The sequence below is a fragment of the Lacticaseibacillus suihuaensis genome (assembly GCF_054785075.1).
On record NZ_BAAGBJ010000017.1, the window covers coordinates 1 to 22,569 of the forward strand.

The following is a 22,569-nucleotide window of genomic DNA, read 5'->3' on the forward strand; positions in this document are numbered from 1 at the left end:
CCGTGGTCTCCGTCATCGACACCGGGATCGACGCATCGCACAAGGACATGCGCCTGAGCGACCCGTCCAAGGCCAAGATTTCCCAAGACGACGCCAACGCCTTTGCCAGCTCCGTCGGCTACGGCCGGTTCCTGACCGACAAGGTGCCTTACGGGTACAACTACGCTGATGACTCCAACGAGTACATCGCCGACGACGATCCGGAAGAGCAGCACGGCATGCACGTTGCCGGCATCATCGGCGCCAACGGCACGACCGGCGACCCGACGACCTCAGTGGTCGGCGTGGCGCCTGAAGCGCAGCTTTTGGCGATGAAGGTGTTCTCGAACTCCGACGCCGAGGCGACGACCGGTTCCGACACGGTTATCTCCGCCATCGACGACTCCGCCAAGATCGGCGCCGATGTCTTGAACATGTCCTTGGGTTCTGGTTCCGGGACGCAGACCAACGACGATCCGGAGCAGGCCGCGGTTCAAAACGCGATCGACGCCGGCACCGCCGCGGTCATTTCCGCCGGTAACGACGGCTCCAGTACTTCCGCCACCGACGGCTCCAACGCCAGCTACTTCGACACAGAAGACACCGAAATGGTCGGGGCTCCTGGCGACGCCCGGAACGCGACGACCGTTGCCGCGGCCGAAAACACCGACGCCGTTGGCTACTCCGTCAGCATCAAGGACGGCGACACCGACGTGGTGACGCCTGAGCTGACCCAGATGTCGACCAGCGCTACCCAAAAAGACTTTGATTCCAAGAAGTTCTTCATCGCGCGTGACGCCGATGGCAAGCTTGGCATCGGGACACCTGATCAGATCACCGCAGACGCCGCCGGCAAGGTCGTCGTCGTCGCCCGTGGTGAGATCAACTTCACCGACAAGCAGGCCAACGCGGCTGCGGCCGGTGCCAGCGGCTTGATCATCGTCAACAACACCGATGGCGATGTGCCTTTGACCTCCATGTCCATCGACGACAGCATCCCGACGATCTCGCTGTCCCAGACCCAGGGCAACAAGCTGGCCGACTTTGTGACGGACGGTCACACGGATGACACGTTCAGCGTTTCGCTTGGTCTGCGTCAGTCGCACAACGCGGCTTACGACGCCGACAAGATGTCTTACTTCACGTCTTACGGCCCAACCTCCGACCTGTCCTTCAAGCCGGACATCACGGGCCCTGGTGGTAACATCTGGTCGACCCAAAACAACAACGGCTACATCAACATGTCCGGGACCTCGATGTCCTCACCGTTCATCGCCGGCACCCAGGCCCTGTTGAAGGAATCGATCACCAACGCCGACAACCCGTTCTTCGCCCAGTACGAGGCGATGAGTGGGGCTGAAAAGGCCGGCCTGTTCAAGGCCATCGAGATGAACACGGCCAAGCCGATCCTCGACGACAACTACGACAACGCAATCCAGTCCCCACGTCGCCAAGGCGCCGGGATGGTCGACGTCGAAGCCGCAATCGAACGCCTCGAGACCAACCCGTCGACGGTTGCGTCCGACAACGGTTACCCGGCCGTTGAGCTCAAGAGCATCAGTGGCAACAAGCGCCAGTTCAACGTCACCTTCACCAACCGCACGGCCAAGGATCTGACCTACACGCTGGATTCAACCACCGGCACCCACGCCGTATACACCGACGCTGTCGATCCAAGCGACGGCACGATGTACGACACCCAGGTTTACGGGGCGACGATCCGCACCAACGACGACATCGTCGTGCCGGCCAACGGCACCAAGACCGTGACCCTGACGCTGAGCCTGCCGGAAGGCCTGAGCCAGAACCGCTACATCGAAGGCTTCATGGGCTTCACCGGCTCCGACGGCACGACCTTGAACCTGCCTTACATGGGCTTCCGCGGCAACTGGGATGCCCAGCCGATCTTTGATCCGGTCAACGGCCAGTCTGCCCAGGCACTGGGCCTGAGCTCCTCGTCGGTGCTTTACGCCGAGGACCTGCTGACCGAGAAGCTGATCATTCCTGGGACGACCGCCGATTCCGACACGGTCGACCAAGACGCCGTGGCCTTTTCCAACAGCGGCAGCGCGGCCGTTCAGTCCATTCAGGGCCAGGTCTTCACGTTCCGCAACGCCAAGGATGTGCTTTTTCAGATTCTGGACGCCGATGGCAACGTGGTCACCACGCTTTCCAAGTCGACAGCCGAAACCAAGACGTACTACTACCAAAACGGTCAGTACTACACCACGGTTGACCTGCCGAAGTGGGACGGGACCGCGTTCAACCAGGCAACCGGCAAGTACGAAGTCGTTCCTGACGGCCAGTACACCTACCGTGTCTCCGCGATTGCCGACGGCGCATCCGAGGACAGCCGTCAAAACATCGACATGCCGTTCAAAATCGACTCCGTTGCGCCTGAATTGCAGCACATCGCGTTGACCTCTGAGGAAGTCGACGGCAAGACCCAGTACTACATCACGGGCGAAACCAAGGACGACTTCTCCGGCAACGACATCACCAAGATGGCCGGCACCGCCGTTAACGGCGTCGTTGAGGTCTACCAAACCTACGAAGTGACCGGCACCACGGCCGACGGCTACACCCAGATTCGGGTGCCTTTGACCGACGCGCAGGCCAAGACGCTGGCTCAGGGCCGCAACGCCATCGAGCTGTACGTCAACGATAACGCCTCGAACTATGTCGACGTCATGAAGGACGACGCACCGCTTCCAGGCCAAACCGCCGACGGGCTGGTCATCGACGGTGGGATTCCTGCCACCATCAGCATGGCTAACGAAGACAACATCGATGCAGACTTCAACACCGGCGTTCTCTCCTACCAGATGACCGGGCGCTACTCCGGCGGCGATGTCTACGGGACCTACGTGGATGCGGACGGCAAGACCCAAGATCTTGACATCACCAACCACACGAACCCGAACGACCCAACCGACGTTTCGGCTCAGTACTTCGTGGCGAAGATGCCAATCACGCATGCGGTTGATTGGGACACGACGTTCAAGTTCTACGCCGATGCCGCTCACACGCAGTTGCTCGGCAGCTACGACTCACACATCGCCCTGCAGCAGCCGAAGATCGGGACGCTGACCGTCAACAACGGCAACGACCAGACCTCCGAAGGCAGCGTCAAGGTGGCCGGTGCGGTTTCCGACGACGTGGTTTCGGCTACGGCGACGGTCAACGGCGGCGATCCAATCGACCTGGCCCTGGATGACAGCCACGCGATTGACGCCGATGTGCCGGTTGCGTTCGGCGACAACACCGTCACCATCACGCTGACGGATGCCGATGGCAACGTCAAGACCTTCGACTACGCAATCAACTCCAGCTACGACGCCGATCCGCTGAGTGGCGCGGTCACCTTCGACAACGTTGCCTTCGGGAGCAACTACGTCGAACCAGGCGACACCGCTTACGACGCCGACACCCAGACCTACCACGTCTCCGGCCACGTCAAGCACCCGACGACCAGTCTCGAAATCGCGGGTAAGCACGTCGACATCAAGTCCGACCTGTCCTTCAGCGTTGACCTGCCGGTTGGCACCCTGGGCAAGCACGACTTCAGCGTGGTTTACGGCAACACGCTGACCGGTCAGACCATTCAGGAACGCATCTCCATCATTTTGGATGCGATTGCCCCTGAAGTGACGATCGACCAGGATACCGACAACGACATCCACACCGACAAGGACACCTTCACCATCAGCGGGACCGCGACGGACAACTTCGATTACCTCGAAGTCTACATCAACGGCAACCAGATCGTGCAGACCACCGGTGACCTCAACTGGAACACCACGAACCCTGGCACCAGTCAGTCCTTCTCCGAGGTTGAACACCTCAAGGAAGGCAAGAACATCTTCGTGATCGATGTTGGCGACAGCACCGGTAACCAGGTTGAAAAGGTTGTCACGGTTTACTACGACAAGCCAGCCACGACCGGCACCGAAACCGGTACCGGCACGGAAACTGGCAACACGGGTTCCGAGACCACCACGGACACGATCCAGAGCGTTCTGGACGCAATCGCGGCGGCCAAGAAGGACGCCAGTGACGTCGGCGAGGCCATCAACCCGGCAACGGGCAACACCTTCAACGGCGACTTCAACGCCCTGGCCACTGACCTGAAGATCAGCAAGCTGACCCCGGCCCAGGCCAAGGCACAGCTCGCTGACCTGATCAAGGCGGTTGAGGCCTACCGCACCGCCAACGGCATCACCGCGCCGACGACGAACACGGATACCGACACTGACACGGATACCGATACGGATACGGACACCGACACTGACACCGATACCGACACTGACACCGATACCGATACGGACACCGATACGGACACTGATACCGACAGCCCAATCTTGACCGCAATTGACGCGGCCAAGAAGGCGCTTGGCGCGACGCTCGGCGAAACCACGAACCCGGCCACGGGCCGCACGTTCTACGGCGACCTCGACGCCCTGGCAGCGCAGGTCAAGGCAGGCACCATCTCCGATGAAGACGCCGAAACCACGCTGAACCAGATCATCAGCGCCGCCTACGTCCAAGGCGATATCGCCACGGTCAAGGCAGCCTTCGCCAAGGCCGACTTGGGCAACACCAAGGACGCCGCGACGGGCCGCACGTTCAACGGCGACGTTGACTACCTGAAGGCTCAGGCCGCTTCCGGCGCGATCACGCCAGAAGATGCCGAAAAGCAGCTGAGCGGGTTCGTTGACAACGCGCTTGACGCCTTCGCTGCCGCCATCAAGCAGGCAACGCCGGTCGCCATCGGCAACGCGACGGATGCCGCGACGGGCCGCAGCTACTACGGCGACCTCGACAACGCGAAAGCGGCCGGTCAAAAGGCCACGACGCTTGCCGACAAGCTGGCGCAGTTCGACGCGCTGATCGGCTTCAAGGCCGACATCGCAGCCGCCAAGGCCGGCACCACGGCCCCGGCCGCGACGACCGACACCAAGACCACCACGACCAAGGTCGGCGCGAAGTTCGCCGCCTTCGCCAAGGCCGTCAAGGCAGCCTTTCAGAACCTGACCAAGTAAGCTAGGCCGCAACAAAACACGACCATCGCAGCGATGCGGTGGTCGTGTTTTTTTAGTCAAAAAATCCTGACCTCGACGCGATGAGGTCAGGATGAGCAGGCATCGCCAAACGCCAAAAACGGCACGTGAGAGCCAGGAAGACGCAGGCTGCCATTACCCCTCGGCCAGCGCCATCAGCCGCGCCAGACACTCGGCGGCGGCCTGCGGGTTGGCGTACTCGACGGCGTAGACGAAGCCGTCCCAGGCGCTGTACAAGGCGCGATAAACGGCATCGCGCGTGGTGGCCGCGGCGTCTGGCGCCGGGCGGCGGCCGTAGCCCGCGTAGAACTCGGCCGGCGTGGTCGATGAAATCGCGAAGTCCAGCGCCGGGTCGCCGAACAGGCCGCGGTCGCAGTCGATGACGGCGATCAGCCGACGGTGATCCAAGCTGACCAGCACGTTGCCCTCCCAGAGGTCGGCGTGAACCAGGTGCGGCGTGGTGATCGCGTCAAGCGCCGGCCGCAAATCAGCCACCCAGGCTTGCACGTGAGCGGCCTGGGCCGGCGTGAGCAGCGCGTGGTGAACCAGCAGCCGCAGGGTCGTCGCGAATTCGGCTACGACCCAGCCGCTCCAGGTGGCGAAGCGGCGGTCGGGCTCCGCCAGGCGACCGAAGCGCGGCGCGGTGATCGCGTGAAAAGCGGCCATCGTGGTCCCAAGCTGGCGGTACAGCGCCAGCCGCTCGCCTGGCGTCACCGCCGGGTCATTGAGCGTCACACCGGGCAAACAGCGCGTCAGCATGTAGGCGCGGTCCAGCGCCTGGTCGCCGCGCGACCAGGCGACGACCTGGCTGCCGGGGACACCGTATTGAGCCAGCAACTGCGCGGCCTGGGCGTCGGCCGCCATCAGCCCGTGTTCGAAGGGCAAAAGCAGCTCGCGGTGAACCGGCCCGATGCGCAGGATGTAGGCGTCACCGGTCGCCAGGGTGAGGAGGTAGGTGGTGTTGAACAGGCCGCCGTGAACGACGGCGACGCGGTAGCCGGTGGCGCCGGGGAAGTGGCGGTGAATCAGCGCCGTCAGTTGCGGCGGCGTCAGTTCCTGGTAGATGCGAGATGGCATAGCGACCTCCAAGGGTTTTGCCTTCAGTATACCCGCTGTTCCACGTGAAACAAGGGTGAAAACAAGCCGCGTGGGGTCCAAAAAATAATTTTTGTTATCGAGTGTCAGTTTACCTGACCGCCGCGCTTGAGCCCCGCGTGAATCTCGGGTATGCTTCAGTAAGTAATGCACAACACATGGAGGCTATCACGTGACTGTTAATCTTGATTGGGAAAACTTGGGCTTCGACTACATGGAACTGCCGTACCGCTACGACGCCCACTGGAAAAACGGCGCCTGGGACGAGGGCGGCCTGGTTCAAGGCGGCAGCCTGACGCTGAACATCAGCAGCCCGGCTCTGCACTACGGCCAAAGCGCCTTCGAGGGGCTGAAGGCCTACCGCACCAAGGACGGTGCGATCCAGCTCTTTCGCCCGGACCAAAACGCGGCGCGGCTGAACCGCTCGGCCAGCCAGCTGCTGATGCCGGCGGTGCCGACCGACCAGTTCCTGGCCGCCGTCAAGCAGGTCGTCGCGGCCAACGCCGAGTACGTGCCGCCGTACGGCACCGGCGCGACCTTGTACCTGCGGCCGCTTCTGATCGGCGTCGGGGAGAACATCGGTGTCGCTCCGGCCAAGGAGTACCTGTTCACCGTGTTTGCGATGCCGGTCGGCGCCTACTACAAAGGCGGCATGGTGCCGACCAAGTTCATGGTCGCGGAGACTTACGACCGGGCGGCCCATTTTGGCACCGGGCAGAGCAAGGTCGGCGGTAATTACGCGGCGAGCTTGCAGGCGGGTAAGTACGCTCATGAGCATGGCTTCGGCGACGCCATCTACCTCGACCCAATCGAGCACCGCTACATCGAGGAGGTCGGCTCGGCCAACTTCTTCGGCATCACCAAGGACGGTCGCAAGTTCGTGACCCCCAAGTCGCCGTCGATTCTCCAAAGCATCACGCGCCGCTCGCTGATGGCCCTGGCGACCAGCGTCTGCGGCCTGACCGCCGAAGAGACCCGTATTCCGATCGACGGCCTGGATGACCTGGCCGAGGCCGGCGCTTGCGGCACCGCGGCGGTGATCACCCCGATTCAAAGCATCACGTACCGCGACCACGTGCATCAGTTCGGCGACGGCGGCGTCGGCCCAATCACGCAAAAGCTCTACGACACGCTGGTCGGCATCCAAAACGGCGACGTTGAGGGCCCGGCCGGCTGGATCGTGACCGTGGAAGCCTGAGTAGCGGCGATTCGGAAGCCGGTTCGCGCCAACCGTGACGGTGGTGGTTCGGGAGCCGGCGTGGTGGCAATCGTGGCCACTCGCCGCGGATTACGGTCGGTCGACTCGTTGCGGCGCGTTGTCTGCCTTGCCCGGCAGTGCCAGGCGCAAGCCATCGCGGCTCAACCACGCAAAAGCAGGTGCCTCACCTCACAATTGTGAAGTGAAGCACCTGCTTTTTAATGGTCTGTTGGGTTAGTCGGCGAAGTGCAGCACCTGCGCGACCGGGTAACGGGCGGACTTCATCTCGTCCTTGCCGTTCTTGGCCGGCTTGCCGATGGCAATCGCCATGACCGGCACGTAGCGGGTCGGGTCGAGGCCGAAGAGCTTAGCGGCCTTGGTCGTGTCGTAGCCGCCGATCGGGTTGGTCTCGTAGCCGTGAGCCCGAGCGACCAGCATCAGCTGGGTAGCGGCGATGGCGGAGTCGACCGAGGAATCGGCGACCAGCATCGACTGCGGCGCCTTTTCGTAAAGCGGCAGGAAGGTCCGCAGCACCTCGTCGCGCTTTTCAGGCGTGATGCGACCGTCTGCGGCCGCCTTGTTCCACAGGTCGCGGTAGGACTTGAAGGCCTGGGTGTCGCCGAAAATCTGAACGACGGCGCTGGCGGATTCCAGTTGCGGCAGGTTGAACTTCATGAAGTACTGGCGCAGCAGGTCCTTGCCGGCGGCGTTGTCGACGACCTCGAAGTGCCAAGCCTGCAGGTTGCAGGCGGAAGGCGCCGTGATCGTCTCTTGGATCATGGCGGTCAGCTCCGAACGGGGAATCGTGACGCTTGGGTCAAAGTCCCGCACCGAGGAACGGTGCAGCAGCACATCACCGAAATCATTGTTCACAAAAGTCATCAGGTAAGACTCCCTTCAATGTAAGTAGCGGGTTGAGCTGGACGCGCCAACGTTGCGCTTGGAAACCCGGATTCGACTTCAGTATAGCGCTTTCCCTATCTTTTGGTAAGCGCCACCTGGACATTTATCGTCAAGTGACCACAAACGCTTACAATGTGTTGCAAGCGAGCCATTGTAAAAACGGTCACGGACTCGTAATCAAACTGTCACGTCGCCGGCCTGGCCAACATGCTACGATGGAATTATTAAGAAAAGGTAACGATAGGAGGACGCTGATGAGAATGAATCGGGTTCAGTTAGGGAAGGCGACACTGGGGGTTACGGCGGCTGCACTGGCGGCGCTTGGGGCGCAGGGCCGCGGCCACGTCACTCAGGCGGCCGGCGGCGCCCAAACCGCAACCGCCAGCGCTGCGGTGGCCAAGGCGCAGACGAGTCGGACCAAGGCCACGGTTTTGGCCAACTCGGTCACGAAAGTCAGCCCGTTAACCAGCGGCATTCAGGCGCTGCAGGCGACCAACTCAAGCCGCTACCCCAAGGCCGTCGCCGGCTTCCTGAACCAGATCATTTCAGGCGCCATCACCGGCTGGACGTCACACCGCATTTTGCCGTCCCTGACCGCCGCCCAGGCGATTTTGGAAAGCGGCTGGGGTGGCTCCAGCATGGCCACCAGGTACCACAACCTTTTTGGCATGAAGGGCAGCTACAACGGCGCGACCGTGCGGGTGGCGACGCGCGAGTACTACGGCGGTGCCTACCACACCATCTACGATAACTTCCGTGTCTACCCGAACGACGCCGCCAGCATCGCCGACCACGCCACGGTGCTGGCGACCAGCGCTCGCTACGCCAACCTGATTGGCGTCACCAACGCGACCACCGCGACCAACCGCATCAAGGCCGACGGTTACGCGACGGCGCCGGATTACCCGGCCAAGCTGCGCCAGCTGATTGCGACCTACCGGCTGACCGCCTGGGACCAGCTGGCGTTCCAAAACGCCGCCGGGGCCGGCACCGGCGCCGGTGCGACCACCGGTAGCACAAGTGGGGTGACCTACACCGTGCGGCGCGGCGACACCCTGACCGCGATCGCGCGGCGCTACGGCACCACCGTCAGCGCCTTGGCCGCCCTGAACGGCCTCAAGAACCCGAACGTCTTGATGGTCGGCCAGAAGCTGGTTGTGAAAAAGGCCACGACAACGACCGCAAGTTCAGCAACGACCAAACCGACCACGACGACCAAGCCGGCGACCAGCACCAGCAAACCGGCCGCGAAGCCGACGCCGGCAACCGCCACCAAGCCGGCCGCGAAGCCGACTGTGACCAGCCCGGCGGTGACCTACACGGTGCGAGCCGGCGACACGCTTTACGCGATCGCTCGCAGCCACCAGACCACGGTGGCCAAGCTGGTGAGCCTGAACAAGCTGGCCAACGCCAACCGCATCGGCGTCGGCCAGCGGCTGGTAATTCGCGCCGCAACCACGGCGGTGAAGGCGACCGCGACGAAGGCGACGACCGCGAAGGCGACGCCGACCAAGACCGCGACAGCGAAGACCACCGCGAAGACCACGGCGGCCAAAACCTACGTGGTGCGAGCCGGCGACACGCTTTGGGGCATCGCGACGCGCAACCACACCACGGTGGCGAAGCTGACGGCGAAGAACCACCTGACCAATGCGAACTACTTGCGCATCGGCCAGCGGTTGGTGCTGGCGTGAGGCTGGCAACAATGGTAAGGTGAGATTGTTCATCTCGACACGTGACGGCGGGTTGATTCCGGCCGTTTTTGTGCGTCAACTCACTTGCAAAGGAAGATTCTCATGGACCTGATCGGCATCGACTTAGACGGCACCTTGCTGGACCGCGACCAGCACATTTCGACCGGCAACGCCGCGGCGCTGCGGCTGGCACAAAAAACGGCGGTGCCGTTCATCTGCTCCGGCCGTGACCCCGAAGACATTCAGCGGTTGCTGGCGGCGGTCGCGGTGGCCGTGCCGGTGGTCGGGCTCAACGGCGCGGTTGGCGTGGTCAACGGCCGGCAGCTGTTCGCCACAACCTTCGCAGCAGCAACCGCAAGCGCTGTCATTACTGTTTTGGACGCCATTCCGTACAAAGTTTACTCGCCAACCGCGCGATTCGAGACGCCGGAATACGAGGCCAAGCTGCGGGCGCTTTTTGCCGCCGGGGATGCCGATCAAAAAGGGCAGCTGCCGTACCAGCTGGCGTATGATGCGAGCGTTCCGGCGCAACCGCTTTCATCATCCGACCGCAACGACCTGACCAAGTTCAACGTGACGATTCCAGACCGCCGGCTCAAGGCCCGGGTGATTGCCAGCCTGGCTGCGGTGCCGGGCGTCGTCACCACCGGCTCCGGCCCCGCCAACCTCGAGGTGATTCCAACCGGTGTTGGCAAGGGACTCGCGTTTGGCAAGTTGCGCCAGGCCCTGGCGCTTGAGGCAGGGCGCAACGTGGCAATCGGCGATTCCGAAAACGACCGCTCGATGTTCGCCGCGGCGGATCTGACCTTTGCGATGGGTAACGCGACGCCGGCGATTCAGGCGGCCGCAACCGCGGTGGTGGCCGACCACGACCGAGACGGCGTGGCCGAGGCGCTGCGGCTTTGGGCAACGCGCTAGTTGCGTGACGCCGAGAAGGCCGCAGCGAGGCTTTACCGCCGCGAACCGGCCATGTTATACTGAAGCCAGCAAAAAACGGCACCCCTGCAAGAGTGCCGCCTTGCAGACTACCGCGTTAAGAGCGGTGGCCCAGTGTTTAGAAGCTAAGAAGCCGCCAAGCTTTGGTCAAAAAGATGTGGGCGGCTTTTAGCTTGCTCATTTTTGGATGATGGCCCTCAGTGCCTGAATCGCAACGACCAGGCGGCTGATGGCTGCGATCGATTGCTCGATCTCCGTAATCAGCCGGTTCAGGCTTGCGACCTGTTTGCGAAGCGCATAGGTCGCAAGCGTCGAACCACTGAGAAACACCACGATCGCCGTCCAAGACGGGATCACGAGTTTGCAAAGTCCTCCTTTCTTTCAGAATCCGACTACCAACGCGCCTCAGCGTCATTGGCATCACCCTCTTTCGGAAGTGGGGACCACCGCTCATATCACTTTGTCTGCCGGTGTATTGTACCAAGAGCTGGCGCGTTTTGCCTAGGTGAGGGGCATGAGAAGTTGGTGTGACGCGGCTTTACCACCGCGAACCGACCATGTTATACTAAGGCCAGCAAAAACGGCACCCCTGTGAAGAGTGCCGCCTTGCAGACTACCGCGTTAAGAGCGGTGGCCCAAGTGTTATGGAAGCTAAGAAGCCGCCACTACTTCTGCCAAAAAGTTATGTGGGCGGCTTTTAGCTTGCTCATTTTTTGATGGTGGCCCTCAGTGCCTGAATCGCAACGACCAGGCGGCCGATGGCTGCGATCGATTGCTCGATCTCCGCAATCAGCCGGTTCAGGCTTGCGACCTGTTTGCGTAACGCATAGGTCGCAAGCGTTGAACCACTGAGGAACACCACGATCTCCGTCATAGACGGGATCACGAGTTTGCCGTGCCCTCCTTTCTACCGGAATCCGACAGCCAATCCGCCTCAGCGTCATGGGCATCACCCTCTTTCGGAAGTGGGGACCACCGCTCATATCACTTTGTCTGCCGGTGTATTGTACCAAGAGCCGGCGCGTTTTGCCTAGGTGAGGGGCATGAGAAGTTGGTGTGACGCGGGTTGAAGGGCAGGACGCCGGCGCAGAGACGGATTTTTGAAGTTGCGGGTGACAGAAAGGATGAACGAACATGGCGATTCAGCTGGTGGCCATCGACTTGGATGGCACGTTGCTCAACGATAATCACGGCCTGGACCAAGTGACCATTGCGGCGGTGCAGGCGGTCGTGGCCCAGGGGGTGCGGGTGGTGCTGTGTTCCGGACGACCGCTGTCCGGCATCGCGCCGCTTTTTGCGCCGCTTGGGCTGGGGCGGCCCGACGATTACGTCATCGCCTACAACGGGGCGTTGGTCCAAAACGCCGCCAGTGGAGCGGTGATCGATGCCCACACCCTGAGCCTGACTGACTTCAAGCGGCTGGCGGCGTTTGCATCGGCGCAGCACGTTCACATCCAGGCGCTGGACCGCGAGCGTCTTTACACGCCCAACGCCGACGTGTCCCGCTTCACCGTGCGGGAGTCGTACCTGCTGCACGTCCCGCTGTTTTACCGGCCCCTGGCGGAATTTGCGCCGGAAAAACGCTTCGTCAAGGTGATGATGATTGACGAGCCGGAGCTGCTAGCCGGCGCTAAGCAAGCGCTTCCAAATGACTATTTCAATGATTACTACATCGTCAACTCCGAGCCCTTCTTCCTGGAGGTGCTGCCGCCGGCCGTCAGCAAGGGCAACGCGGTGGCGACGCTGGCCGCTCACCTCGGCATTCCGATGGCTGATGTGATGGCGATCGGCGACCAGGCCAATGACGTGCCGATGATTGCCGCGGCCGGCCTCGGCGTGGCGATGGGCAACGGGATTGAGGCCGCCAAGGCAGCCGCGGATGCGGTGACCGGCACCAACGCGGCCGGCGGCGTCGCCCAGGCGCTGCGACAGTTTGTGCTGAAGTAGGCAAGGGCGACCGGCCGGCCGGCGAGCCGCTCGCACTGCGGCGCTTCGCACCGAATTTGGCGCAACCGACTGGCCGGCGGCGTGGCCACCGGCTGTGCGGGTGACCGCGATGGCGGTTCGCGGGCGACCGAGCCACTGGGCAGACAGATTGCGACAAGGTGTGGGTGGTGGCCCGGGCCTTTTTCGTGGTGCTTTCTGAAAAATATTTGGCAACCAGGGGCAACTCGTGTAAACTGTTATTCGTAACCGTTACTGTTAACGAACTTTGGGGGAGACGCATGACGCCATTGATCACCGTATCACACATGAGCTTCGGCTTTCGCGACCGTAGGCTATACTCGGACATGAGCTTCGCGCTCGCTCGCGGCTCGATGACCAGCCTGATTGGGGCCAACGGGGTGGGGAAAACCACGCTGATTCGCCTGCTCATGGGGCAGCTGACTCCGACGGCCGGCACCATCACCCGGGCGGCCGACCTGAGCCTGGGCTATGTGCCGCAGTTTCGCAACATCGACCCCGAGTACCCGCTGACGATTCGCCAGTTCGTGCAGCTCAACCAGCTCAAGCACCTCGTCCCGTGGCATACCCGCGCGGAAAAAGCGGCGGTCGACCAGGTGATCGCCCAGTGCGACCTGAGCGAGCGGCAACACCTGCGGCTCGGGGCGGCCAGCGGCGGCGAGAAGCAAAAGGCCTACCTGGCCCAGGCGCTTTTGACCCAGCCGAACTTCCTGATCCTAGACGAGGCGACCGCAAGCCTCGACGTCAACACGAAGACCGAGCTGATGAGCCTGGTGCGGCGGCTGAACCGCGAGCTCGGGCTGACCGTGCTGTTCGTCACCCACGACCTGGAGCTCGCCCGGGAGTTCACGAGTCAGTACCTGCTGCTGACGGCGACCGGCCACGAGCTGGCGCCGACGCAGACGATGGATTTGGCCAAAATGCCGCGCGAGCTGACGCCGGTGGCGGAGGTGCATTAATGTTTCAGTATGATTTTATGCAAAACGCTTTTCTCGCCAGCACCTTCATCGCGCTGACGACCGGCATCGTCGGCGTGTTCGTCACCGCTCGGGGGATGAGTTTTCTCGCCCACACGCTGTCGGAAATCGGCTTCGCCGGGGCCGCCCTGGCGGTGTTCGTCGGCATCCGGCCGCTCGACGGGATGCTTGTGACCACTATCTCAAGTGCCGTCGCGGTCGGCAAGTTGTCGGTCAAGGCCAGTCGCCGCGAGGCCTCGATCAGCGCGGTGTCCAGCCTGTTCACCGGCTTGGGCATCCTGTTTTTGGCGCTGTCGGCCAAGAGCTCGAGCTACGCCACCACCATTTTGTTCGGCAGCATCATCGGCATCTCCCGCGCCGACGTGTGGCAGCTGGTCGGCCTGGCCGCGGTGGTGCTGGTGACGATAGCCTGGGCCTACCGCAGCCTGGCCTTCGACTCCTTCGACCCGGTCGGCGCCCAGGCCCAAGGGGTGCGGCGCAATCTGATCGGTATCTACTTTCTCTTGATCCTCGCGGTGTCCGTGTCGATCGGCGCCCAGATTGTCGGCAGCCTGCTGGTGTTCATCCTCCTGACGCTGCCGCCGGCCGTGGCCAAGTACCTCGGCCACACGCTGCCGCAGATGCTGGCGATTTCGGTGGCGACGGCGCTGATCGGCGTCTGGGCGGGGCTTTTGCTGGGCTATTACACCAACTGGCCGGTGACATTTTTCATCGCCGCCATCGAGTGCGTTTTTTACTTCGCGGCGCTGCAAGTGCGGCGGCGGCAGGGGTAATGGGCAGACTGAAAAGGCGTGGTCACGCGACCACGCCTTTTTTGATAAACCGATTCAGTTTCTGAAAACGAGAACGCGGTGGCGAAAGTACCGCGTTTTTTGCTTGCCGGCCAGCGCAATCACCACTGGGGTTGGTCCCGCGCCACGCGACACGCAAAGGACACCGCGGGTTGACCCACAGTACCCCCGGTTGATATTGAATTGACGAACCGACCCGCAAGCAGGGCAGACTGCCCCCGCCAGTAGGTAAAACCGATTCGGTTGGTGGTACGCACTGTGGTGGAGCCGGCAGTTGCGGATCATTGGAGTCAAACCAGGGCTGTTTTCTTTTACGCGAATTTCTTCGTCGCTAGACACTCACGCCGCGGACGTGGTCGACATAGGTCGACGTTCATCAGATGAGAATGATAGTCACCGTAGACTGCCTTGAGCTGCGCTTCGGCCGTGCGACCGAGAGGCGCTGTCGAATTCTACGAGGATAGAATAACACCAACTCAAGTCATTTGGCAAGCGCTTACGTCGCGATTAATGTAAATGTTGTGTAAATGTTTGGTAAATAAAATATAACAGAATACGGGGCCGCCGCCCCCACCCCTGCGACCGGTTGTGCTTGCAATCCCGGCGACCAGGTCGCATAATCGGCATGTTTTTTGACGACCTTGGAGGGGATACCGATGGTTTCACAGACATACGCCGCTTACCTGGAGCAGGTCCGGGTGACACACCACATTCGCATCAAGGCGCTGTGCGATTACGTGGGCTTTTCGGAAAAAACATATCAGCGCATCGTGCGGGACGAGGCCAGCCCCAAGATTGGGGAGTTCTGTCGCTGGCTGGATTTTCTGCACGTCGACGTGGCCAAGCCGCTGGCGCCCTTGATTGAGGCCGCCTATTTTCGCATCACACCGCTGCAAAACCGGGCGCTGACGCTTTTGCGCGACCCGGCGCCGCTGCCGGATGCCGGGTCGCTGCGCCGACAGCTGACCGCGCTTGCCGAAGCGACTCACCAGCCCGACTGCACCCTGCTGATGATGCTGCTGAAGATACGCGAGACGCCGGTAGCGGCGCGGCCGGCCATTGCTAGAACGGTGCTGGCGACGCTGCAGCGGCGCAAGTTCTGGGCCGCTTTTGAGCTACAGAGCTTCCTGGTCATCGCGCCGTATCTGACCTTTGCCCAGGTAGATCACGCCATGGAGCGCTATGCTCAGGCGCCGGCCAAGGGTCAGCCGACCGGGCCGCTGATCGGGCAGGTCATTCACTACCAAGAGGCGTTGCTGCTGTGTTACGTGCAGGCCGCCTGCGCCACGCACATCTGCGAGAACGTTATTCGGGCCCTGACCTGGGGAACGGTTCGCGACCCGGGGGAATGGACGCAGCCCTATGATTTTCAGGTGCTGGCGGCGCTGTGCCAGGCGCTTGTGCCGGTGTTTGAGGCAAGTCGGGTGAAGATTGAATCCCTGGACGCCGTTTTTGCGCCCCGGCTTGCGGCCCTGACTAAGCTCAATGGCCCGGCGCCATCGCGACTGGCAGGTCGTATCGCCGCGCTTGCGGCGATTCTCAAGGCGACGTCGGGCTACCACCACGATGCGCGGCCGCGCCATTGCGCGACCCCGACGGCGAGCGCCAAGGCGTTGGCTGCGGGTTTTGGGGAGCGGCTGGACCAGCTGCGCCGGGCTCAGCGCGTCAGTATTAAGAATCTGTGCCGGCTGAGCGGCCTCACTCGCGACGGCTACGCCAATGCGCTGGCTGGTGCCGGCTTGCGGCTGGATCAGCTTTGTCGGGCTCTGGATTGCCTGCATGTCGGCCTGCACGAGTTCATCACGTGGCGGGACATGCCGTACTGGGCCGAGGCAATGACGCTATCGCAAAGTCGGATGGCCGCGGCGGCCAGGGGCGAGCTGGCGGCGGATCATCAAGAGACACTGGCGCGGTTCAAGGTGCTGGCGGCCGGGGACAGTCCCTACTTCACCATGATGGTGCAGTTGATGCGAACCATCGATGCGGAAATCGGCGCGGGTTTTGATGCGGCACTGCCAATCGGTCAAAAGGTGACGGACAAACTGGCTAGCTTCGATGCCTGGACACCGCGCGACTACTACCTGTTGGCTGACACGGCACCGGCCGCGAATCTTGCCACTGCTCAGCGGCTGATGCGCCAGCTGGCCAAGGCGCAGACCACGCCGGATGCAGCGGTCAACGCGATGCACCCGGCGGTGTGGCCGAATCTCTGGTACAGCCTGCTGACGGTGGCTTATCGTACCCGAGACGCCGACACGGTGCTGGCGATGACCCGCACGATTGTCGCCTTGCCGCCACTTGCACCGACCGCCGACACGACGCTGTGGGATGCCATGCAGTGCTACGCCGCTTATGTTGCGCAGGTGGTGACGCAGGGGCGGACGGCCGCTGAACCGGCCTGGCGAGACCTGATGGCTGCCGCCAAAACGCTTTTGCCGACCACGACAACGACGGCGGCGGCCTGCATCAATCCCGGGCCCAACCGCGAGCTGCTGCTGGCGGTGCAATGGCCGGGGGATGCCGGAAGCAGTCATCAGTAAGTGAATGAGCGCCAGCCCCCTCGGGTGAGACCCGAGGGGCTTTTTTTGCACGAATTCTTCAAAATTTGGGTTTTTTGACCGCTTTTAAGACAGCAGGCAATCGCGCAACTAAACTTGATTTGTTCACTGAGAGATAATTAATCATCGAGAAAATGCGCGTGAGGGGGGAGGCGTCAACGCGCAACACGCACGACGAACGCCGGCCGGTCGGGAGAGGCCAGGGCGGTGCCGGCGTCCCGGCGAGACTTCACCGGGCACCGTTAAGTTTTGGGGGAAATTTTTTTCGGACGTATCCATCTGGAGGATATCATGAAGGTTAGTCAAATTAAGTCTCAAACCACTGAAGTGACCGAACACATCAAGCTGTACAAGGCCGGCAAGCGCTGGCTGACCGCGGGGATTTTCGTCGCGGCCCTTGGCGTGTACGGCGCCACCGCGACGCCGGTTCAGGCGGCGGCAGGCACAGACGCTGCGACCACCGCTACCGGCGACAGCATTACCAGCCACCACGCGGCAATCCTGAAGTCGTCGCAAACCGCGGCCCCGACCAAGGCCGCCACCGCGACCGACCCGACGCCGACCACGGCAACCACCGCCCCGACCACCGGCAGCGCCAAGACCGCGACGGCCACCGGTGACGCAGCCGCGACTGGTACCGCTGCGACCGGCACCGCCGCGGCGACGGCCAACCGCGCTATCGCGGCCGGCAACCAGGCCGCTCCGGTCAGCCGCCGCGCCACCAGCCCCGCGGCCGCAGCCAGCACCACTGCCGCCCGGGCCGCCGCGGCCGGCGCCTCAAGCGCCAGCACCACCGCTGCTGCCAGCACCGCTGCCACTGCCACCGCAGCCGCCCCAACCGCCACGGCGCCGGCGACCACGGACACCGCAACCGACGCGACGGCTTCCAGCGTCGACGGGAAGACCACGGCTGTTTTCGATTACGTCGACGAGGCCGGTGCCCCGGTCACGGGCGACCGGGTGCTGACGGTCAGCGCCGCCAAGCTCGGCGTCGTGCCGGGGGCGGCGACCGTCGCCGGCTACACGCTTGAGCGCGAGGTGGTCAACATCCCCGTCAGCGAGCAGCCGAACAAGCAGACCCACTCCGTTGTGGTCGATTACGGCAAGCAGACTTACACCGAATACACCGGGGACAACGGCACCGGCAGCGTCGTTGAGCAGCAGGACTTTACCGCGCTCAACGCCGCGGCTCGCCTGGCCTTGGCCAACAACGGCGTGATGATCGACCCGAGCCACGATTTTGACATGCAAGTCGACACCCAGGCTGACGGCAGCACCGCGGCGACCAAGGACGCGGCGGTCGCCGACTGGTGGCAGGCCTTCGTGCTGGGCGGTGGCTCAAGCGCCTATGTTTACAGCAAAAACACGCAGGACACCACGCCCGAGGCTGACCGCATTCGCACCACGTTCCACTATGTGACCGATCAAGGGGAAACACTGAGCAACGGCCGCATTTTGACCGTCGATGCACAAGCCCTCGGGGTCGTGCCCGGGGCCACCGTGGTGCCGGGCTACACGCTGCAACAAGAGGTCATCGACACGCCGGCCGCTTCCGGCTCGACCGATGCCGTGCAGTCCATCGTGGTGGATTACGCCAATCAGACCTACACCGAATACGCCGGGCTTCACGGTACCGGTGCGGTGCAGGCCCAGACCAAGTTCGCCGACATCAACCAGGCCGAACGCCTCGGCGACGCCTACCAGGGCATCATGATCGACCCGACCCAGGATTTTGACATGGGGGCCGATGCGGTCGGCACCTTCTACAACGCGGCCAACAAGCTGAGCTACATCAACCAGGTCTGGCGGCTGATTCAGTCCGAGGGCCTGACCTTCAGCTATGTTTACAGCAAAAACGCGACGGACACCACGCCGCAATCCGACGTCGTGACCACGGCCTTCAACTTCCAAGACGCCGCCGGCAACCAGCTGGCGCCGGCAACGACCGTGACCGTCACCGACCAGAACCTCGGCGTCGTGCCGGGGGCGGCGACCATCGCCGGCTACACGGTGCAAAAAGAGGTGGTCAACCTCGATCCGCAGACCTACGACGAAGGCACGGTGCAGTCGATTGTGATCGATTACGCTAGCCAGACGTATACCCAATACACGGGCCGCGACGGCAGCGGCGCCGTCGAAAAGCAGCTCAGCTTCGGCGCTATCACCGCGGCCCAGCGCGTCGCCATCGCCTACCAGGGCCTGATGATCGACCCGACCCAGGATTTTGACATGGAAAAAGACCGCATCGCCCAGTTCGTCAGCCTGAACGCCCGGCAGCTGACGATGCACGACACCTGGGCCGAAATGGTGGCGCAGCACTTCAGCTTCACCTACGTGTACGCCGAAGGGGACCTGCCGCTCTCCACGACGCCGGTGACCGATCCGGACGCGACGCAGGCGACGTTCAACTTCACCGATGACGCCGGGACGACCATCGCCGATCCGGTCACCATCAGCGTCACCCAGGCCAACCTCGGCACGGTGCCGGCGGCGGCCACTGTGGCCGGCTACGTCGTGCAGCAGGAGGTCGTCAACCTGCCGCCGATCAAGGATGCGGCCGGCACGGCCCAGTCCGTGGTGGTCGATTACGTCGCCCAGACCCTCACGGCCTTCGCGGGCCGCGACGGCTCCGGCGCCGCGCTCAAGACCACGGCGTTCGCCGACCTTGACGGCGATCTCCGGATGTCGCTTGGGTTCAACGGCATCATGATCGACCCGACCCTGCCGCTGGACATGGAAACCGCCGGCACGGCCCATTTTGCCAGCGCGACGGTCAAGCACGACAGCGTCTCGGCCTGGTGGCACGAGGTGATTGCCGGCGGCGCCACCTACACCTACGTCTACAAGACGGCGGCCACGGCGACACAGCCGGCGGCTCAGCACCTCAGCGCCGACTTCACCTACGTCGACGCCAACGGCCAGACCCTGGCCCCGACGCAGGTCCTCGCCGTCAGCGAGACGGCCCTGGGCACCGTGCCCGGTGCCGCGACCATCGCCGGCTACACGCTGCAAAAAGAGGTGGTCAACACCCCGGCCATCGTTGATCCGGCCGGCACCGCCCAGTCCATCGTGGTCGATTACGCCAAGCAGGTGATCAGCGCGTACAGCGACCGGGACGGCCAGGGGACGCTGATGAAGGCCACGGCCTTCACCAACCTGACCGCGACCGACCGCACCGCCTTTGCCTTCAACGGCATCCTGATCGACCCGAGCCAGGGCTTCGACATGGCGCAAGACACCGCCGGCCAGTTCCCCGGCGGCAAGCTGGCCGCGGTGTACAGCTGGTGGCAGACCTTCCTTGACGGCAACGGCACCCACAGCTACGTCTACGTTTTGGACACCGAGGCCGGCACCGGCGACCTGGTGACCGGCGACAAGGTCCGCGCGACCTTCAGCTACGTCGACGAGAACGGCAAGCAGATTGCGGCCGACCGCGCCTTCACCACCACCGAGCTGGTGGCCGGCACCGTGCCGGGCGCAGCCAAGGTCGCCGGCTACACGCTGCAAAAAGAGGTGGTCAACACCCCGGCCATCGTCGATCCGGCCGGCACGGCGCTGTCGATTGTGGTCGATTACACGACCCAGCGCGTCACGGCCTACACCGGCCGCGATGGGCAGGGCATCGCCCTCAAGACCTCGACGTTCGCCGCGATGAGCACGGATGACCGCATCGGGCTGGCCTACGACGGCATCATGATCGATGCGGGGCAGGATTTTGACCTCAACACCGACACCGTCGGCCAGTTCGCCAGCGTTCAGAGCAAGCTCGACCAGGTCTTCACCTGGTGGCAGGAGTTCGTGGTGAACGACGGCAGCCACACCTATGTTTACAGCCAAAACGCGCCGGTTCACGGCACCGCGACCAGCACCCGCACCATCGTCTTCGTCGATGATAACGGCAAGCAGCTAGCGGCCCCAATCGTGCAGACGGTCACCTACCGCACCAGCACCAACGGCGAGGGCACCACCGTTTACACGGCTCAAGGCGTCTACGCACCGGAGTCTTCGCCGACCATCGCCGGTTACACGCCGGATCAGACGACCATCGCCGCGGCCTACCCAGGCGCCGGCCTCGGTCAGCCGCAGAACACGACGGTGACCGTGACCTACACGCGCGACCACGGCAACGCGGCCGGTGGCGTCCGGGTCCGGACTCAAGTGACCGGCGGCGTGAGCGTGACCCCTGCGGATTACTACGATAACACCACGGCGGCACCGGCGCTGGATGCTGGTGTCCGGGTACGAGCGCAGGTTCCGGCAGGCGTGAGCGTGACCCCTGCGGATTACTACGATAACACCGAGGCGGTGCCGGCGCTTGACGCCGGTGTCCGGGTACGAGCACAGGTTCCGGCAGGCGTCAGCGTGACCCCTGCGGATTACTACGATAACACTACAGAGGCACCGGCGCTGGATGCCGGTGTCCGGGTACGAGCACAGGTTCCAGCCGGCTTGAGTGTATCGGCTGAGGACTTCTATGATTACACCAAGCCCGGTCGCGTCGACGGTGGGGTAGCCGTCCGGACCCAGGTTCCGGCTGGGCTGAGTGTGACCAAGGCCGATTACTACGACCACACCACCCCGCAGCCGGCGCTTGATGCCGGCGTCCGGGTCCGGACTCAGGTGACCGGCGGCCTCAGTGTGACGCCGGCGGCCTACTACGCCGCCCGGCAGCAGGGCATGGTGGCCGGTGGCGTGATCCACGAAACCGCCGTGCCGACGCCGGTCAGCGTGACCAAGGCCGCCTACTACGACCACCGGACCCCAACCGGCGACACTACGCCGACCACGGGCACGACGTCGGATGGTGGGACGACCGGAACCACGAGCACGACCGGGACGGCGACGCCAACCGGCACCCAAACGCCGGCGCAGCCGACCAACCTGCCGGTGACCGGCGGCAACACCGGTCGCCTGGTGGCCACCACCGGCACCAGCACCGCCCAGACTCCGGCGCTTTTGCCGGTGACCGGTGGCGCCACGCCGGCCGCGCAGCTGGCCGCCGACCACGCCGCAAGCGGCCAGCTGCCGCAAACCGGCGAGGCGCCTCACGCGGCTTTGACGGCCGCCGGGCTCGGCCTGTTGGCACTGCTCGGCCTCGCCGGGGTCGGTTCGCGCAAGGACCGGCGAGAAGACTAGTCTGCGTCAGCTAGTCGCTTGCAGGATTACGCGCGATGGGGAAGCGGTCGCCGCACGTCTGGCGGCGGCCGTGGCACCCATCTGGCGTGCGGGTCCGCCCCCACGGGCCCACACTCCAGATGGGTGCTGAATCCCCAAGTACTCGCGACAGGTGTCACCACGCGTGGCACCTGTTTTTTTGCGCAAAAAGGTCGGCCAAACGCTGTCACGCAACGTTTGGCCGACCACGGTTAATCTAAAAAATTGCGCCGCGCCGGTGCGGTGCGTTGGCGAAAAC

The 22,569-nt window shown here is 63.4% G+C and carries 13 protein-coding genes; 9 read left to right on the forward strand and 4 right to left on the reverse strand.

The window, feature by feature from the left end; translation table 11 throughout:
* Positions 1-5,021, forward strand: a 5,021-nt coding sequence (locus tag ACYVRZ_RS11885; protein WP_461227105.1) for a S8 family serine peptidase, incomplete at its 5' end; no start/stop codon positions are given.
* Positions 5,022-5,174: 153 nt separating this feature from the next.
* On the opposite strand, the gene ACYVRZ_RS11890 is transcribed toward ACYVRZ_RS11885, so the two are convergent.
* The gene (locus ACYVRZ_RS11890; protein ID WP_461227107.1) at positions 5,175-6,116 is read right to left on the reverse strand and encodes a phosphotransferase family protein; all 942 of its coding nucleotides are present in this window, start codon (positions 6,114-6,116) and stop codon (positions 5,175-5,177) included.
* Positions 6,117-6,306: 190 nt separating this feature from the next.
* Between ACYVRZ_RS11890 and ACYVRZ_RS11895 the strand changes: the two genes are divergently transcribed.
* Positions 6,307-7,332 (forward strand): branched-chain amino acid aminotransferase, encoded by a 1,026-nt coding sequence (locus tag ACYVRZ_RS11895; protein WP_461227109.1) that lies wholly within the window; start codon positions 6,307-6,309, stop codon positions 7,330-7,332.
* A 234-nt stretch (positions 7,333-7,566) separates the two neighbouring features.
* Here the strand turns inward: ACYVRZ_RS11895 and ACYVRZ_RS11900 are convergent, their stop codons facing one another.
* Entirely contained in the window at positions 7,567-8,217 is a 651-nt protein-coding gene (locus ACYVRZ_RS11900; protein WP_461227181.1) for a nitroreductase family protein, read from the reverse strand.
* A gap of 272 nt (positions 8,218-8,489) precedes the next feature.
* Here ACYVRZ_RS11900 and ACYVRZ_RS11905 point away from each other — a divergent pair, with 272 nt between their 5' ends.
* The gene (locus ACYVRZ_RS11905; RefSeq protein WP_461227111.1) at positions 8,490-9,929 is read left to right on the forward strand and encodes a LysM peptidoglycan-binding domain-containing protein; all 1,440 of its coding nucleotides are present in this window, start codon (positions 8,490-8,492) and stop codon (positions 9,927-9,929) included.
* 102 nt (positions 9,930-10,031) lie between these two features.
* The gene (locus ACYVRZ_RS11910; RefSeq protein WP_461227113.1) at positions 10,032-10,847 is read left to right on the forward strand and encodes an HAD-IIB family hydrolase; all 816 of its coding nucleotides are present in this window, start codon (positions 10,032-10,034) and stop codon (positions 10,845-10,847) included.
* Between the two features lie 195 nt (positions 10,848-11,042).
* Here ACYVRZ_RS11910 and ACYVRZ_RS11915 read toward each other — a convergent pair whose 3' ends face one another.
* Together ACYVRZ_RS11915 and ACYVRZ_RS11920 are read right to left on the reverse strand one after the other, a co-directional pair.
* On the reverse strand, positions 11,043-11,222 hold the full coding sequence (locus ACYVRZ_RS11915; protein ID WP_461227115.1) for a hypothetical protein: 180 nt from the start codon (positions 11,220-11,222) through the stop codon (positions 11,043-11,045).
* A 349-nt stretch (positions 11,223-11,571) separates the two neighbouring features.
* Positions 11,572-11,751, reverse strand: coding sequence for a hypothetical protein (locus ACYVRZ_RS11920; RefSeq protein WP_461227117.1), 180 nt, complete (start codon positions 11,749-11,751; stop codon positions 11,572-11,574).
* A 248-nt stretch (positions 11,752-11,999) separates the two neighbouring features.
* Here ACYVRZ_RS11920 and yidA point away from each other — a divergent pair, with 248 nt between their 5' ends.
* From yidA to ACYVRZ_RS11945, 5 genes are all read left to right on the forward strand, one after another.
* Positions 12,000-12,812 carry a sugar-phosphatase gene (yidA, locus tag ACYVRZ_RS11925; protein WP_461227119.1) on the forward strand — a complete coding sequence of 271 codons (813 nt, stop codon included), beginning with the start codon at positions 12,000-12,002 and terminating at the stop codon, positions 12,810-12,812.
* 278 nt (positions 12,813-13,090) lie between these two features.
* A complete protein-coding gene (locus tag ACYVRZ_RS11930) occupies positions 13,091-13,789 on the forward strand; it encodes a metal ABC transporter ATP-binding protein (RefSeq protein WP_461227121.1) in 699 nt (232 codons plus the stop codon).
* Positions 13,789-14,580 (forward strand): metal ABC transporter permease, encoded by a 792-nt coding sequence (locus ACYVRZ_RS11935; RefSeq protein ID WP_461227123.1) that lies wholly within the window; start codon positions 13,789-13,791, stop codon positions 14,578-14,580. Before ACYVRZ_RS11930 ends, ACYVRZ_RS11935 begins: the two co-directional genes overlap by 1 nt.
* A 674-nt stretch (positions 14,581-15,254) precedes the next feature.
* Positions 15,255-17,138, forward strand: a complete 1,884-nt coding sequence (locus ACYVRZ_RS11940; protein WP_461227125.1) for a hypothetical protein — start codon at positions 15,255-15,257, stop codon at positions 17,136-17,138.
* A gap of 309 nt (positions 17,139-17,447) precedes the next feature.
* Positions 17,448-22,292 carry a mucin-binding protein gene (locus tag ACYVRZ_RS11945; RefSeq protein WP_461227127.1) on the forward strand — a complete coding sequence of 1,615 codons (4,845 nt, stop codon included), beginning with the start codon at positions 17,448-17,450 and terminating at the stop codon, positions 22,290-22,292.
* Positions 22,293-22,569 lie beyond the last annotated feature (277 nt).